The 14404-nt window shown below is 37.4% G+C and carries 12 protein-coding genes and 1 rRNA gene; 6 read left to right on the top strand and 7 right to left on the bottom strand.

Going from position 1 to position 14404, the window contains the following annotated elements:
* Positions 1-7: 7 nt before the first annotated feature.
* The 3 genes from rplN to ABD005_RS16535 all read right to left on the bottom strand — a co-directional run bounded on the left by rplN (position 8) and on the right by ABD005_RS16535 (position 1978).
* Entirely contained in the window at positions 8-376 is a 369-nt protein-coding gene (gene rplN, locus ABD005_RS16545) for a 50S ribosomal protein L14 (protein ID WP_130603168.1), read from the bottom strand.
* 235 nt (positions 377-611) lie between these two features.
* Positions 612-1049 (bottom strand): D-aminoacyl-tRNA deacylase, encoded by a 438-nt coding sequence (gene dtd / locus ABD005_RS16540; RefSeq protein WP_343818828.1) that lies wholly within the window; start codon positions 1047-1049, stop codon positions 612-614.
* Positions 1046-1978: a virulence factor BrkB family protein gene (locus ABD005_RS16535; protein ID WP_215981160.1), complete on the bottom strand. Its 933-nt coding sequence runs from the start codon at positions 1976-1978 to the stop codon at positions 1046-1048. The genes dtd and ABD005_RS16535 overlap by 4 nt, the downstream gene beginning before the upstream one ends.
* Positions 1979-2073: 95 nt before the next feature.
* Between ABD005_RS16535 and ABD005_RS16530 the strand changes: the two genes are divergently transcribed.
* Positions 2074-2304, top strand: coding sequence for a hypothetical protein (locus ABD005_RS16530; protein ID WP_343818825.1), 231 nt, complete (start codon positions 2074-2076; stop codon positions 2302-2304).
* A gap of 71 nt (positions 2305-2375) precedes the next feature.
* On the opposite strand, the gene typA is transcribed toward ABD005_RS16530, so the two are convergent.
* On the bottom strand, positions 2376-4193 hold the full coding sequence (typA, locus tag ABD005_RS16525; RefSeq protein ID WP_343818823.1) for a translational GTPase TypA: 1818 nt from the start codon (positions 4191-4193) through the stop codon (positions 2376-2378).
* Between the two features lie 322 nt (positions 4194-4515).
* On the opposite strand from typA, the gene ABD005_RS16520 reads away from it, so the two are divergent.
* Positions 4516-6687 (top strand): putative Ig domain-containing protein, encoded by a 2172-nt coding sequence (locus ABD005_RS16520; RefSeq protein ID WP_343818821.1) that lies wholly within the window; start codon positions 4516-4518, stop codon positions 6685-6687.
* A gap of 91 nt (positions 6688-6778) precedes the next feature.
* On the opposite strand, the gene ABD005_RS16515 is transcribed toward ABD005_RS16520, so the two are convergent.
* Entirely contained in the window at positions 6779-8296 is a 1518-nt protein-coding gene (locus ABD005_RS16515; RefSeq protein ID WP_343818819.1) for a S10 family peptidase, read from the bottom strand.
* 202 nt (positions 8297-8498) lie between these two features.
* Positions 8499-10556, bottom strand: a complete 2058-nt coding sequence (locus ABD005_RS16510; protein ID WP_343818817.1) for a methyl-accepting chemotaxis protein — start codon at positions 10554-10556, stop codon at positions 8499-8501.
* 276 nt (positions 10557-10832) lie between these two features.
* On the opposite strand from ABD005_RS16510, the gene ABD005_RS16505 reads away from it, so the two are divergent.
* The 4 genes from ABD005_RS16505 to ABD005_RS16490 all read left to right on the top strand — a co-directional run bounded on the left by ABD005_RS16505 (position 10833) and on the right by ABD005_RS16490 (position 13937).
* The gene (locus ABD005_RS16505; RefSeq protein ID WP_343818815.1) at positions 10833-12242 is read left to right on the top strand and encodes a COG3014 family protein; all 1410 of its coding nucleotides are present in this window, start codon (positions 10833-10835) and stop codon (positions 12240-12242) included.
* Positions 12243-12265: 23 nt separating this feature from the next.
* Positions 12266-12727 carry a YcfL family putative periplasmic lipoprotein gene (locus tag ABD005_RS16500; protein ID WP_343818813.1) on the top strand — a complete coding sequence of 154 codons (462 nt, stop codon included), beginning with the start codon at positions 12266-12268 and terminating at the stop codon, positions 12725-12727.
* A gap of 61 nt (positions 12728-12788) precedes the next feature.
* On the top strand, positions 12789-13391 hold the full coding sequence (gene lpoB, locus ABD005_RS16495) for a penicillin-binding protein activator LpoB (protein WP_215981151.1): 603 nt from the start codon (positions 12789-12791) through the stop codon (positions 13389-13391).
* Between the two features lie 21 nt (positions 13392-13412).
* Positions 13413-13937, top strand: coding sequence for an outer membrane lipoprotein (locus tag ABD005_RS16490; protein WP_343818810.1), 525 nt, complete (start codon positions 13413-13415; stop codon positions 13935-13937).
* Positions 13938-14284: 347 nt separating this feature from the next.
* On the opposite strand, the gene rrf is transcribed toward ABD005_RS16490, so the two are convergent.
* A 5S ribosomal RNA gene (rrf, locus tag ABD005_RS16485) occupies positions 14285-14399 on the bottom strand.
* Positions 14400-14404: the final 5 nt, after the last annotated feature.

Genomic DNA, 14404 nt, shown 5'->3' with positions numbered 1-14404 from the left:
TGACTCCTTATAGTACTTCTGGTGCTAATGATACGATCTTCATGAACTTTTCAGTTCTTAATTCACGTGTCACAGGCCCGAAAATACGAGTACCAATTGGCTGTAAGTTAGCATTTAACACAACAGCCGCGTTTTCGTCAAAACGGATAGCAGAACCATCTGTACGACGAACACCTTTCTTAGTGCGCACCACTACCGCAGTAACAACATCACCTTTTTTTACTTTACCGCGAGGACTTGCTTCCTTCACGGCAACTTTGATGATGTCACCAATGCGTGCGTAGCGACGGTGCGAGCCACCAAGAACCTTTATACATTGAACACGCTTAGCGCCACTGTTATCAGCAACATTCAGCTGTGATTGCATTTGGATCATTAATTTTTGCTCCGCTATTTATCTTTATCCTATCTAAAACATAGGTAATATCTAAAAGATAAGTTTAAATTCAAGGCCAGAAATTTGACCCGTCACTGCCTTTTACATGCCCGCTGCAGCTTAGTCTACCTAGAAAATCGTATACTCAAACTCAGTGGGCGCGAGATTATAACACCACTTAATTGAAAGTGATAGCTTAATTAGTTAAAAAATAAACAAGACCAGTTTTTAACAATTATACCGTTAAGGTAAAAGTGACGGGACCATCGTTTACTAATTGTACTTTCATATCTGCACCAAACTTTCCTGTTGGTGCTTTAAAGCCTTTATTTCGTAGTTGCTGAGTGAAATATTCATAAAGAGGTACGCTTAACTCAGGCTTAGCTGCGGTAGTAAAGCTTGGTCGCATACCACTTGCCGTATCAGCAGCTAGAGTAAATTGAGAAACAACTAGGATATCTCCTTGCGCCTGCGCAACATTTAAGTTCATTTTGTCATTTTCATCATTAAATATTCTGTAGCCTGCAACGCGCTCTGCTAATCTTTTAGCTTTCGCTTCGGTATCTTGCGGCTCTATCGCGAGTAAAACTAACAAGCCATTAGCTATTTCACCTATAACTTCTTGCTCAACCGTGACACTTGCTGAGGTTACTCGTTGTATTAATGCAATCATGGTTTCTCTGCTTTCCCTTCTGTGTCCTGTTCATTATTTTCTAGTGTATTTTTCTCTGCATTTACTTTGCCAAAGCATTCTTCACTAGGCTTTTCACAATACTCTTGTAGCGATACTGTAATTAACGCACCAGAGAGTACAATCAGCCACGAAACGTAAATCCATAAGAATAAAATAGGTATGGTTGCTAAGGCGCCATAAATCATTTGATATGAAGGAAAGGCGGTTAAATATAACGCAAAGCCTTTTTTAGCGCTTTCAAATAATAGCGCGGCAATAATAGCGCCCACCAGCGCATAATTTAACGGCACGGCTTTATTAGGAACTGCCATATATAAAATTAAAAAAGCAATAATTGAAGCAAATAGCGGTAATGCTCTTAGTAATATATCGAATAAGCCCAGAACATCGTAATCACCTAAACTAACTAACGATACAATATAAGACGTTAAAGCAATACTTGCCCCAACTAATACTGGGCCTAAAGTTAACACCATCCAATACATTGCGAGTGAAGTTATAGTGCGCCTTTTTTCTGTGACACGCCAAATATCATTAAAGGTTTTATCTATTGATGATATTAACAATAACGCCGCGATAAAAAGAAATAATATTGCAAAGGCTGACATTTTAGAGGCATTAGTGACAAAGCCACTTAAATACTCTTGCACGACATCGCTCGCAGCAGGCATAAAGTTTTGGTAAACAAAGCCTTCAATACTTTGCTGTAGTTCGCCAAAAAGTGGAAACGCAGTCATGACTGATAGCATAACTACCAACAAAGGGACTAATGACATTAAACAAACATAAGATAGATAACCAGCAACGACTGATAACCTTTCTTCCTGGACTCTTTTCATTAAAAAAAACAAAAAGTGTTTGTGCTTATGCCATTGCGTAAGTATTGAGAAGTTTTTTATCTTACTCATATTTCTTAACAATTTATTAATTTATGATAGCGTAGCATTATATTATGATAGCCCTAAGCTATTTTCTAGCACTTAGCATTTATTGAGGAGTTCAAATGGCGAGTCAAGGCTCTGCTGGTAATGTCATATCAGCGATATGTAGTATATTTTTTCCCGGCTTAGGTCAATTAGTGCAGGGGCGAGTTTTACCTGCGCTAATCTTTGCCATCATCTGTTTTGGTGGTTATGCGTTATGGTGGTTAGTAGTACCGGCAATCATTGGCGGTATATTTCATTTATGGGCAATACTTGACGCTGCAACCTATAAGAACAATGGGTACGATTAGGCTTTAGTCATAGTTAGAAACAAAAAAGGCTGATGTTTCCATCAGCCTTTTCAATATATATCAGTTATCGTTTACTTAGCTGAACGACCTTCACGTTTACGATCAGATTCTTTTAAGAATTTCTTACGTATACGAATACTATCTGGAGTTACTTCAACTAACTCATCGTTATCAATAAATTCTAACGCTTGCTCTAACGACATAATAATTGGTGGCGTTAAAGTTTGTGCTTCATCAGTACCAGATGAACGAACGTTAGTTAGCTGCTTACCTTTAAGTGCATTTACCGTTAAATCGTTATCACGTGAGTGAATACCGATAATTTGACCTTCGTAAATATCTAAACCGTGACCAATTAACATACGACCACGTGATTGTAAGTTAAAGATAGCGTTAGTTAAGGCTTTACCAGTAGCGTTAGCAATCATTACACCATTTAAGCGTTGACCAATTTCACCACCTTTATGAGGACCATACTCTAAGAACGTGTGGTAAATTAAACCTGAGCCTGATGTTAATGTCATAAATTCAGTTTGGAAACCAATTAAACCACGGCTTGGCATAACAAAATCCATGCGAATTCTGCCTTTACCGTCTGGTGCCATGTCGGTTAATTCCGCCTTACGAACACCCATTTTTTCCATGATCGCACCTTGATGAGCTTCTTCAACATCAATAGTTACTGATTCATAAGGTTCTTCTATCTGACCATTTACTTCACGCATGATAACTTCAGGACGAGATACTGCTAACTCGTAACCTTCACGACGCATGTTTTCAATTAAAATACCTAAGTGAAGTTCACCACGGCCAGATACTTTAAATTTATCTGCATCATCTAATTGCTCAACACGTAATGCAACGTTATGAACTAATTCTTTATCTAAACGATCTTTAATATTACGTGAAGTAACAAACTTACCTTCTTGACCCGCGAAAGGTGAAGTGTTTACTTGGAATGTCATATTGATTGTTGGTTCATCTACCGATAACGGAGGTAGTGCAGCAACTTCAGACGGACAACAAATTGTATCTGATATTTTCAACTCACCTAAACCAGTAATCGCGATAATATCGCCCGCTTCCGCTTTTTCTGATTCATAACGCTCAAGACCAAGGTAACCGAATACTTTACCTACTTTGCCGTTATGGGTTTTACCATTAGCACCTTGAATAGTTACTTGTTGGTTAGGTTTAACTGAACCACGAGTAATACGACCAACACCAATTACGCCTAAGTATGAGCTGTAATCAAGTTGTGATATTTGCATTTGGAATGCACCGTCAGCATCTGCATCAGGTACTGGTACTTCATCAATAATAGTTTGGAATAATGGTGTCATGTCTTCACCAACAACATCTTCTTCCAATGATGCCCAGCCGTTAATGGCTGATGCATAAACTACTTTAAAGTCTAATTGGTCGTCAGTAGCGCCTAAGTTATCAAATAAGTCGAAGACTTGATCCATAACCCATTCAGGACGAGCACCTGGCTTATCAATTTTATTGATAACAACAATTGGCTTTAAACCTTGCGCAAATGCTTTTTTAGTTACAAAGCGAGTTTGCGGCATAGGACCTTCTTGCGCATCAACAATAAGTAACACTGAGTCTACCATTGACATAACACGCTCTACTTCACCACCAAAATCGGCGTGACCAGGAGTATCTACGATGTTTACACGGTATTCGCCCCAGTTAATCGCTGTGTTTTTCGCTAAGATTGTGATACCACGTTCTTTTTCGATATCGTTTGAATCCATAGTACGTTCTTCTAAACCGCTACGCGCGTCTAATGTACCTGACTGGCCTAATAACTTATCTACTAAAGTGGTTTTTCCGTGGTCAACGTGGGCAATAATTGCCACATTTCTTAATTTATCTAACACAGGCGTTACTCGCTATTTCTATCATTAAGTAGCTACTTTTAGCATACCAATGAATAGGACTATAATTGGGCGCGCATTATACAGTTGTTTAGACTAAAAAGAAAACAATAAAGATTGATAAAGCTAATTACCTTATAAATCAAACCAGGTGGCTAATAGTTTGTTTAGGGTTACTGACTATATAATTACTAATTAAATTGCAAAAAAAACTGCTCCGTCATAGTCCTCAAAGGTATAGTCGTAAGGACTATACCTTGATAAATAGCAACTTATAGTGTAGCTTCTTTTCCCCCAATTGGGTATCTCACTTACAAGGATTAATATGAGACTATTTAGAAAAACATCCACTTACCTATTAGTAACTTTAATGCTAACAGGCTGTGGTGGTAGTAGTAGTGATAATACAGCAATAACACCCATATCGATTTCTTCAACTGCCCCAACAACTGCAATTGAAGATAATCTATACTCCTATCAAGTCACCACGTTAAATGGTAATGCGCCGACCTTTACAATTAATAACGCCCCAGACGGAATGAATATATCAAATACAGGTTTAATTACTTGGGTGCCACTTGAAGGGGTTATTACTTCTGGCGAAATTACAGTCACAGCAACTAGCGCAAACAAAACAACTGAATCCCAAACCTTTACAATTACTGTTCAAGCAATAAACGATCAACTGCAACTAGTTTCGGAGCCAGAAAATCATAGTATTGATAGCGGCACAGCCTTTTCTCATCAAATACAAGTTATCGATGTTGATGATGAGAATAACGGACAAGATATCTCATTTGAACTTGTTTCTGCTCCCTCTGGCATGACAGTATCATCAACAGGGCTCATTGAATGGCAAGCAGAGGTGAATCAATCAAGTAATTTTGCTATTGATGTTGCTATCAACGATGGCGGAGAAGATGCAACTGAAACAATTCACTTTACTTTTTCAATGGATGTTCTGTTTTATCAAAAAATAACGGGCAGAGTAGTCAATTACCATACAGGAGAGCCTCTTAATAACGCCGATTTATCACTGTATACAACTGAAACAACCATTGAATCACATTCAACTTCAAATGATACAGGTTTTTTTGAGGTATCTATACTAGATACCTTAGCAGAAAATAAGATGACTCTTTTTGCTGATGCTATTGGTTACGGTGAACACTCTGTTATCGTAGATAGTAGTAGCATTTTACAAACGCAGCATATTGCTTTATTACCAAACCACGTAACCACTTCGTTTAACTCGAATATTGCTTCTACCATTACTTATCAAGGAGAGACATTAGTTGACTTTCCCGCTGCAAGTCTAGTGAGAGAAGACGGTCAACCCATTGATGGCCAAGTTACAGCAGAGTTAACAATTATTGACCCTAGTTTAGATATCAACCTAATGCCTGGCGATATGTTAACCATGACTAATCAAGGCCTTACCCCCATAGAGTCTTTTGGTGCTATGACTGTAGCGTTAGTTGACGAGAGTGGCGCAAATATTAACATTGCTGATAATCAATTAGTCAAAATAAGAATTCCTTTTGCTAGTATCTCAGATAATGCCCCTAACACTATTCCTCTTTATTATTTTGATGAGAAGGAAGGTCTCTGGATCGAAGAAGGTGAAGCCAATAAAGTAATAGTTAATGGAGAAAGCTATTATGAAGGACAGGTAAGCCACTTTACTACATGGAATGCTGATCGTGTTTATGAGACTGTTTATATTCATGGCTGTGTAGTAGACGTTAATAATACCGTTATTTCCAATGCAAAAATGATCTCAAAAGGTAGAGATTATAACGGCTCAGCTGCTACATTTACTGATGAAAATGGTCAATTTTCTCTTGCAGTTAAAACATATAGCACGGTATTAGTTAGCGGCTCTCAAGGAAGCCAAAGCAGAACATTATCTCAAATTGTACTTAACGAAGATATTACAATTGAAGAGTGTATTATATTATCTCCAGCAACTTCAACAGTTAAGCTAACTTGGGGAGAAAACCCTAGAGATTTAGATACTCACTTCTATGGTCCAGCTAATGAAATTGGAGATGATAGGTTCCATATTAGTTATTCCAATAAAGAAGAAGTACTAAATAACAGCACTATATACTTAGATGTTGATGATACTCGCAGCTATGGCCCCGAAATATTAACAATCCCTGCTTTCCCTTATGCTGGACGCTACCAATATGTTATAAGAGAGTATGCTGGTAGTGGTGATATTCTAAGCTCTCCTACCCGCGTAGAGCTAAACCTAGAGTCTCAAATTCGAATTTTCTCTCCGCCACAAGGAGTTGTAACTGATTACTGGCACGTATTTGATTTTGTAGTTAGTGATACAGGCGAGGTAATAATAGAACCGGTAAATACGTGGCTTGATAATCTACCATCAACAAACTCAGCCCCAACAGTATCTACTAATAATATAGGGGAAGCCCGAAAAAACACATTGTTAAAACAAGCAATCAAGAAAAAATACTACAAAGATAATTAGTAATATTTCCCCCCTCCTATAATAAAATGGCTACCGAGGTAGCCATTTTATTATGTATGATAGTCAAACTGAATTCAGATATCAGTATCAATTAGTACTTAGCTGCCTGCTCTTTTGCTGGCGTGCTTTTTATAATAAAGTCGCGAATATCTTGGTTGGACTGGCGTAGATCTTCATGACGTAAGTACATCATATGTCCACTTTCATAACCTTTAAATGATAAACGATCTTTCATTTGGCCACTTGGGTCTAATTGCCACATTGTGTATTTAGCGTCAAAATAATTAGTTGCACCATCAAAGTAGCCTGATTGTACCATTACGTTTAAGTATGGATTTTCAGCCATTGCTAAACGCAAGTTCTCTCCAGTATTGTTACCACTTCTATCCCACGGGTGTACATTACCAAACATGTTATAACGCAAGTCTGTTTTATAGCCTAACTCTTCACGTAAGTAGTGATTAATAGCAGGTGTAAAGCTGTGTAACCATGAGCTAAGCTCTGCATTATAATCAGGCCTTGCACCAACGACTTTTTTATCAATACCTAAGTAACGTGAATCAAGTCGCCCTACGGTTTGCTTTCTGTTACGCAATAAATCTTTCCAGAAGTAATTATTACTGATATCTAAATTACTATTGACTACCGTTTCAACTGACAAGCCTGCATATTTAGCAACTTGCTCAGCAATACGTTGCTTATGTTCTGGAGCAATAAAGCCACCTTGCGCTAAAGCTGGTAAATACTCGCGTAAAGTAAACTGTTCAACCTGTGCAAGTAACTCTGCTAACGGCTTTTGTTGTAGCTCTGTTGTAAGCGCATTATGATACCAAGCTGTGGCAGCAAAGTACGGTAAACGGTTAGCCGCTTTAACAGGTCCCTCTCTTTTTATACCAATATCAGTTGGCGAAACTAAAATAGTGCCATTAATATACATCCATTGGCGAGATTGAAGTTCTTTAGTCAAGCCAGCAACTCGCGTAGTACCGTAGCTCTCACCAATTAAATATTTAGGTGAACGCCAGCGCTCATTTCGCGTAACAAAGGTACTAACCCAGTCGGCTAAATATTTAATATCAGCATTGACGCCAAAAAACATTGTTTTTAATTCTGCTTTTGAAGGCATGCTTCCATCTTTTTTAGCTAATGCTCTTGAGTAACCAGTATTAACGGGGTTAACAAAAACAATATCAGCAACATCTAAAATTGAGTATGGGTTGGTTTTAACCCCATAAGGTTGCAATGGGTAACCTTCATTATCAACATTGATAACTTTAGGGCCGGTGTAAGCAATATGCATCCAAACCGATGCCGAACCTGGCCCACCATTGAAAGAAATCAATAAAGGCCTAGTCGCCTTATCATCAACATCTGTACGTTGATAATAAGTATAAAATAAGCTTGCTGTTGGTGTGCCTTCTTCATCCCATACTGGCTGGGTTCCAGTAGTGGCAGTGTACTTTATACGTTCACCTTTTATTTTAGTACTGTGCTTGGTCGTGTTTTTATCGTCAACAGAAAGCTTACGCTCATTATCTGCTAATAATGTTGAAGATGAAAAAACACCAACAAAGAGTACCATTAAGGATAAGTGTTTAAATGATTTCATTCTATTTACTCAACTCAGGTTATTTAATTGCATTAAGCTATCACATAGATCGTTTAATGATTAGTTTATTAAGTTCAATTAACTGGATAATGAGATTAAAAGTAAGGCTGTAAATAAATTCCTCCTATAATCTGAAAAATTCATGATGCGAAAACAATTATTCAATCAATAATCTATCTTTATTTGACAGAGATCCGCTAATCTAACGCTTAAATTTAGACTCTGGAACGTCGAAGGTGTCTATTGCACCTTCGAGCTTAGCGGCTAAATCTGCAACTTGGTTACTCTGTGTTAAGGTAGATGAGGATTTATCACTACTTTGTTGACTTAACTCGACTACCTCTTTCATACTCTGTTTTATATCATTACTTAGGCTATTTTGTTGAGTTGCTGACTGAGATATACCCGTACTCATTTCATGCATTTGTTCAATATCACGAGTGATCAACAATAAAGTTTTAAGTAATTGATCGGTATGATCTCGACAATTATTGGCTTCACCTTTACCTTGGTTAATATCTGATACCGCTTTTTCTGTTTGATTTTGTAGTGATTCAATCATCATTTGAATTTCTGTCGCCGACGTTTGAGTTCGGTTCGCTAATGAGCGTACTTCATCTGCGACAACAGCAAAGCCTCTGCCAGCCTCTCCTGCTCGAGCAGCTTCAATAGCGGCATTTAATGCAAGTAAATTAGTTTGCTCTGAAATACCTCGAATTGTATCTAAAATCCCACTAATATTTATAGATTCTTGCTGCAATAACGTCATCACTGTTGAGGTATTATCTAACATAGCAACTAAATTTTTCATACGCTCATTTGTAATATTTGCCGTTTTTTCGAGCTCACTACTTTGCGATAGGGCATTAGTCATTTTAACTTCAGAATTATGTGCTTCATCTAATATATTATCTGCACTTTGGCCAAGTTCACTGGTTTGAATAGTGACATTTTCAATCGTTTGTTTTTGTATTGCTAAAGAATCTGTAACTTGGGCTATTTTCTGGTTTGACTGCTCAGCTGCATGTTTTAAAAGGTGGCTATTATCGGAGATATTACCAATAAGTTTACGCAAGTCAGCAACAACCAAATTGACATTAGTTGACAGCTCTCCATATTCATCGTTTGATGTTACGGTTAATTGACGTGATAAATCTCCTTTAGCAATTTGAGATAATACTTTATTGATACCTTTTAATGGGCCAATCATAGCTTTGATTGTTGCTAGTGCTATTACAATACCTGCAATAAGTAACACAACAAAAATCACCATAGTTTCCAAGTTCCCTTGCTCAACGTTAGTCGCAATTTCTGCTTGTAACTGCGTTAAGTTTTTATCTACCGCTTGTGAAAAGTCATCAATTGCTTGTATTGAAGTATTGATATGCAACTCTGAACTTTTAAACGCTTGATTTAAAGCATTCCTTTGCTCAAGTTGAGATATTTTCAACGTAAATAAATTATTATCACTCAGAAATATTTTTTTTGCTTTATCAAACTCAATAACAAACTGCTCAATTAAGCCATCGGTGTCATAACTCTTGCCTAACGTAATTAAAAACATTGAATTCTGTTCAAGATTACTAATAGAAAACTCAATGGTCTTTTGAGACTCTTCAACTTCAGCGATACTATTAATTAATAAAATGGTTTTAGTGGCATCGGTTAGGTTAAAAACAAAGCCTTCGGTTTGACTAGCAGAGCCGGCTATTCTGTCGACAATAGCTTGATTCTCCGGGTCATCTAAAAAAGTTAAATCGCCTAAAAAGGCCCCAGCTTCATATAAAACATCCTCAAGCACTTTATGCTGCTCAAGATATGCTTTTGTTTGATTGATTTCAGCTAACCGATAAGCAAACATGTTATCAACAGCAGCTAAATATTGGCCATAAAGAAGGTTAAAATGATCCAAGCTTTGAATCTTCGGAAAAACATGAAGCATTTCTTCTATTGATTTACTCTGTTCTACTAACAACTCACCTTGTTTAGCAAACGCAAGCTTTAGCTGTTCAATTTCATCGACCGTCGCAGAGCCAGAAACAAAAGAAGACAACTTAGCTTGCTTTAACAATTGCTTTTGCACGATGTTTGCTGACTTTTGAATAGGCAGAGCAAAGTCATCGACTTTAGCAGACGCTTGCTTTATATCACTTAAAATACCAATGGAACTGATACTAGAAAATAGCAGTAATAATAAAATAACCGCAAAACCAATAACAACCTTGTGTGCAACTTTTAAAACTTTTATATTAAACAACATAAAATAACAACTCTTTCAGAGATTAAGCAAAACGCCCCATCTATACTAATAGGACTTACGCTACTAACATCAGACTAGCTCATATATATACAAGCTTAAAGTATTTCACTACAAACTAGCTCAAGGTTAGGTCTAAATATTATTTATAACAAAACATTTTCATTACAAAAGCACTGTTTGACTCAAAAGCCATTAAAGTATGTGCAATTACTTACATTTTTTAAACACGAGTCAACTTGCCAAGTAGCACCAACAGGTTAAGCTAGTTATATGCTAATGAATACTTTTAAAATACCTATTGCTCTACTCCTTATCACTGTACTTAATGGCTGCAGCGCCACCTCTTTTAATGATTTATTTAGTAGTTATGCTCAGCAAATGCAGCAAGTAAATATTGCTCAACGGCAAGGGAATTTTAAATACGCAATAAACGTCATCCCCCCTAGAAGTGAATCTGATGGTACTTTCAACTTAAGGTTACTTGAGCAAGCTCGCCTAAATTTTTTAGATCGTGATTATGCACAAAGCCAAGTTACCTTTAATGATGCTTACAACTTAATCCAACAGCAACAGCAAGCAGCCAAAATTGAGTTAAGTAGAGGAGTTGAGAATGTAGGGGCAATTTTAAGTAATGATAACGCTACCCGGTACGACATTCCTTATTACGAGCAAAGTATGCTTCATAGTTATCAAGCACTAAACTATTTATATCAACAAGACTTATCAGGCGCTTTAGTTGAAATAAGGAGAGCCAACCTAGTACAGCAGTCCGCGCTTCATGCCAATCAAGACAGTTTACAATCCAGTCGCCAAAGCATGGTTAGGCAAAGTAATATGTCAAAGCAATACCCAACAATGGAAACAACCATTGGGCAAGTAAAGAATGGCTTTCAAAATGCTTTTACTTTTTATCTATCAGCATTACTTTACCAATCTGCAGGAGAGTTAAATGATGCCTACATCGACTATAAAAAAGCCTTAGAAATTTATCCTAACAATATTTATTTACAACGAGATGTGTGGCGCTTAGCGAATAAACTTTTTATGATTGATGATGTAAAACAGTTTAAAAAACGCTTTTCAGCAACTGTTACCCAAGAAAGTATCCCTAAGAATAGCGGCGAAGTAGTAGTGATCGTAGAGCAAGGCATTATTAGCCCCAAACAGGAGTCATCTATACACTTGCCTATTTTTACTCGCCATAATGACATGCGCTTTTACAGCGTTGCTTTACCTACCTATCAGAATAACCTAACCACTTATCAACCGGTACAAGTACGTGTCCAAGATGAAATCTTTCTTTCTCAAGAAATTGTCCGATTACAATCTTTAGCCGCCAAACAATTGAAAGACCAATACCCTTTAATGGTTACGCGTCAAATTGCTCGAGTTGTCGCCAAAGAAGAACTCAGACAACAAATGAGTAAACAGGGCGGCGATATTGGTAATATACTCGCGAGCCTTTATAACATTAGCAGTGAAAAAGCTGACACCCGCAGCTGGAGCACATTACCAAATAGTATTCATATACTACGCATACCAATAACGGCTGGAGAACATACGTTATCCTTTAACATTAACGGTACAACACAAAATATAAACGTAGCCATTACCAAAGAAAAACAAACTTTAATCAAAATCAGTGCCATAGGCTCATATACTGACCACCAAATACATCACTTTTAACCTTATTCAATTACGGAGACGCTATGCAAAAATTAACACAAGGCTATCACTCACAACCCAGTATATTTATATTACTGTTTATTTCTTTATTCATAGTTGGTTGTAAAAATGTTCCCCCTGTAACCTCTGGTGTCGGCACTAGTCAAATTACTGCAGGAGAAAAGTACAGTAAGTATTTACAAGTACATAACCCTAAACTAGCAAAGCAACTGTACATTGGCGATATAAAATCAAGACTTCAGCAAGACTTGCTTGAGGTAAACCTCACGCTCACCAGTACTTATAAAAAAACATTACAACTTCAATACCAAGTTAATTGGTTTGATAATGATGGTTTTGCTGTAGAACCTGGTAAAAGCGCATGGAAGTCACTCGATTTACACGGTATGCAAACACAAACAGTAAAGGCATTAGCGCCAACAGCTAAAGCAACAACGTTTAGTCTTTACGTACGAGAAGTGCCAGAAAAAGCATTCAAATTTTAATGGTTATTAAGCCATAAGTAGCTTATAAGCAAATAATTTATATAAATTTAAGGATTTACTCATGAAAAAATTTTTTATCTTGCCTGCAGTCGCAATATCCCTACTTGCCATTAGCGGCTGTACTAATAAATCTGTTGTACGTTATGGTGACGCTGCTGCGGTGGAAACAACTGACATTAACTTTGGCTCAACTGACCTACAAAAAGTCGCAGCAGAAATGACAGACTCATTATTAATTTCACCTGTTGTTGGTACTCTAACAGTTAATACTCGCCCTGTTATTTTCGTTGAAAGTATTAAAAACAAAACCAGTGAACATATAGATACTGAATCAATCACCGATTCAATTTCAACAAAATTATTGCGTTCAGGAAAGTTCCGCTTTGTTGATATGGGTCGTGTTGCCTCAGTGCGTGAACAACTGCAATACCAGCAAAGTGGTGGTATGGTAGATACAAGTAAGGCAAAACAGTTTGGCCAGCAAATAGGTGCCCAATACATGCTATATGGCAACTTAGCGAGTATTGTTAAATCTAACCAAGACCAATCTGATGTTTATTACAAATTTACTCTACGTTTAATGGATTTAGAAAGCGGTTTAGTGGAGTGGGCTGATGAAACAGAAATTCGTAAAACAAAAGGTAAAGAATACATTAGCTGGTAACAGTTGATATAGGAGTAGTTCATGAAAGCGTTTATAGCGTATTACCGTAAATCATCACTCAACAAACAGTTACTAACAACTTGCTGCTTTTTACTAGCGCTACTCAGTAGTCATAGCTATGCCAATAATTATGAGCGTGATAAGGCCGTACCGGTTGAAAAAGTATTATTTGGCAAGGTAGTCTCAGTGCGAAATATTAGCCAAGAAGAGCTAATTGAAGATAAAAACAACGGTTGGAAAACCTTTGGAGGTGCACTTATCGGCGGTGTTATTGGCAATCAATTCGGCGGTGGTAGTGGCCGTGATATCGCAACAATATTAGGTACTGTCATAGGTGGCTCTATTGCTCATAACCAACAAAACCAGCAGCACATCAAAGTAACACATTTAGTAGAGTTAATGATTGAAGTAAATGGCACTATGCAAACGGGTGAGCAATTTATGGTTATTCAAGATTATGATGATCAGATGGTTTTTCATACTGACGACCCTGTTAGAATGGTTTACCTTACTAACGGTAGAGTAAGAATAGACAAGCAAATGTAACTCTATATGTTATTACTAATGAAGGCCTCAAGGGGCCTTTTTTATTGCTTATTTATCAAGATACTTCACTTACAAAGCACCAATATTAAGCTATTTATAAGCTACCTCACATGGGCTTATCTGCAACATAAGTCACACTACCATCGGCGCTACTGTCGTTCATTATCTTGCTACTGCGTTTACAGCTTATTTAAAAGCCACAAAGCAAAAAGCCCGACTCTTTCGAATCGGGCTTTTCTTAATAGAAGTTTAGCAATGTCTCGCTACGCTCTCACATGGGCTTATCTGCAACATAAGTCACACTGCCATCGGCGCTACTGCGTTTCATTATCAAAACTTAAATAGAAGTTTAGCAATGTCCTACTCTCACATGGGAACTCCCACACTACCATCGGCGCTACTGCGTTTCACTTCTGAGTTCGGAATGGGATCAGGTGGTACCACAGTGCTATGGTCGCTAAACAAAA

Origin of the sequence: Colwellia asteriadis, from assembly GCF_039523295.1 — a bacterium.
In the GTDB taxonomy this organism is placed as follows: Bacteria; Pseudomonadota; Gammaproteobacteria; order Enterobacterales; family Alteromonadaceae; genus Colwellia; species Colwellia asteriadis.
Note: the sequence above shows the minus strand (reverse complement) of the source record. Positions and strands in the feature narration are given on the sequence as shown.